Raw genomic sequence first — 1,934 nt, forward strand, 5'->3', positions numbered from 1 at the left:
GAGGGGTTCGCCGGCGAGGCGTTTTTGGACGGTGGTGAACTGGCGTTCCAGGTCCTGCTGGTAGCAGATGAAGATGAGTCCCATGTCGAGGTTGCCGTCGGTGTCCATGCCGCGGTCGTAGTTGTAGCCGCGGCGCAGGATGCGGGAGTCGTCGGTTTTCGGGGTGCGGGGGTTGGCGACGCGGATGTGGCTGTCGAGGGGGATGACGTCGCCCATGGGGTCCTGGGCGAAGTGGGGGGTGTCGAATTCGTGGGCGCCGTCGAGGGGGGCGCCGGTGTCGCGGGCGCGGCCGAACATGCGTTCTTGTTCGGTGAGGGAGACGCGGTCCCAGAATTCGACGAGCATGCGGATGAGGCGTACGACCTGGTAGGTGCCGCCGGTGGTCCAGGGGGGTTCGCCGTTGCCGTCGGTCCACAGGAGGCGTTGGGCGGTGGCGGGGTCGGTGATGTCGGGGTTGGCGGTGCCGTCTTTGAAGCCGAGGTGGTTGCGGGGGGTGCCGGTGGGGCGGGGTGGGCTGGTGTAGCCGTCCATGCGCCAGCGCACCTGCATGGCGCCGCGGGTGTGGCGGGTGATGTCGCGCAGGGCGTGCAGGACGGTGTCGGGGTGGGGGGCGGTGAGTTGGAGGCTGAGGTCGCCGTGGCACCAGTCGGGTTGCAGGTCGTCGTCGGCGAAGGCGGGCATGGTGGTCAGCCGGGCGGGTCGGCGGTCGGCGAGGCCGAAGCGGTCGTCGAACAGGGAGGCGCCGACGCCGGTGGTGACGGTCAGGCCGTCGCCGGGGACGCGGGGGCCCAGGGTGCCGCTGTCGGAGGGGGAGTCGGTGATGCCCAGGGCTGCGGGGGTGCCGCCGGTGGTCAGGAAGCGGGCGCGTGCGGTGAGGGTGTGCAGCAGTTCGGTCAGCTCCCGCCGGTCGGCGGCGGTGACGTCGAAGGACAGGAAGACGCTGGAGGGCTGGACGGTTTGGGTGATGCCGGCCTGGTGGGGGCCGTGGAACGGTGCGGGTGCGGGCTTGGTGGCGGGGGAGGGGGTCGCGGCGGCGGCGTGGGATCCGCTCAGGGCGGCCGCGCCGCCTGCCACGGCGCCGACGGCTGAGACGCCGACGGCCGCGCCGCGCAGGAAGCCGCGCCGCCGCAGCTCGCCCTCGCTGCGGGGGTCGTGGGTGCCGCTGGTCATACCGTCCTCCGTACGTCGAAGATCGCCGCTACCGGGGCGAGTTGTTCCAGCAGGTCACCGAAGTCGGCGTTGATCTTCTCCCGTTCGGTTCGGGTCAGGTCCCGCAGCGGGGTCCACCGGCCGTCGTCGTGCTGGGCGTCGAGGGCCGCCTGGGTGCGGTCCAGGGACGCGTCGAGTTCGGCGAGTCCGGGGTCGCGGGTCTTCAGTAGCGGGTGCAGTTCGGCGAGGATCTCGCGGGTGCCGTCGATGTTCGCCAAGGCGGTCGCGAGGTTGGTGCCGCTGCCGTAGTCGGTGCGGCCGGTCAGCTCGAACTGCTCGGCGTTCTCGATGATCTCGTGCGCGCGCAGTCCCATGTTCGCGGGGTCCATCTGCTGCGTGCTCCACTGCTTCTTGAGGGCTTTGACGGCCTTGTCCAGGGTCGCGGCCTGGCCGCGCAGTGATGCCGCGGTGGCGTCGTGCCACAGCCCGTATTCGATCCGGTGGAAGCCGGTGAAGCCGGGGTCGGCCGCGGGGTTGGTGCCCAGGGTGGTGGTGCCGTTGATCACGCTGTCGGCGTCGCCGAAGGTGTCGTAGGCCGCGCCCATCCGCTCGTAGACCAGGTGTCCGGTCAGCCAGTCGCGGCGGGCTGCTGCCAGGTTGCCGTGGTCGATGTCGCTGTTCAAGGTGCCGGTGTCGGTGGACAGTTCCGCCATCCGGGCCTGGATCCACTTCTGGTAGTCCAGGGTCGGCGGGATCAGGTCGTGCACGGTCACCGGCAGCGAAGA

2 protein-coding genes are annotated in these 1,934 nt (G+C 70.9%); both read right to left on the reverse strand.

Annotation, left to right across the window (positions count from 1 at the left end; genetic code table 11):
- Positions 1-1,170: iron uptake transporter deferrochelatase/peroxidase subunit (efeB, locus tag C4U44_RS40945; RefSeq protein WP_103891215.1), on the reverse strand; the 1,170-nt coding region annotated here is incomplete at its 3' end.
- The coding region (locus C4U44_RS40950; RefSeq protein WP_146088472.1) for an EfeM/EfeO family lipoprotein at positions 1,167-1,934 on the reverse strand (768 nt) is incomplete at its 5' end. The genes C4U44_RS40950 and efeB, both read right to left, overlap by 4 nt.

It is taken from the genome of Actinacidiphila yanglinensis (assembly GCF_900107965.1).
Lineage (GTDB): Bacteria > Actinomycetota > Actinomycetes > Streptomycetales > Streptomycetaceae > Actinacidiphila > Actinacidiphila yanglinensis.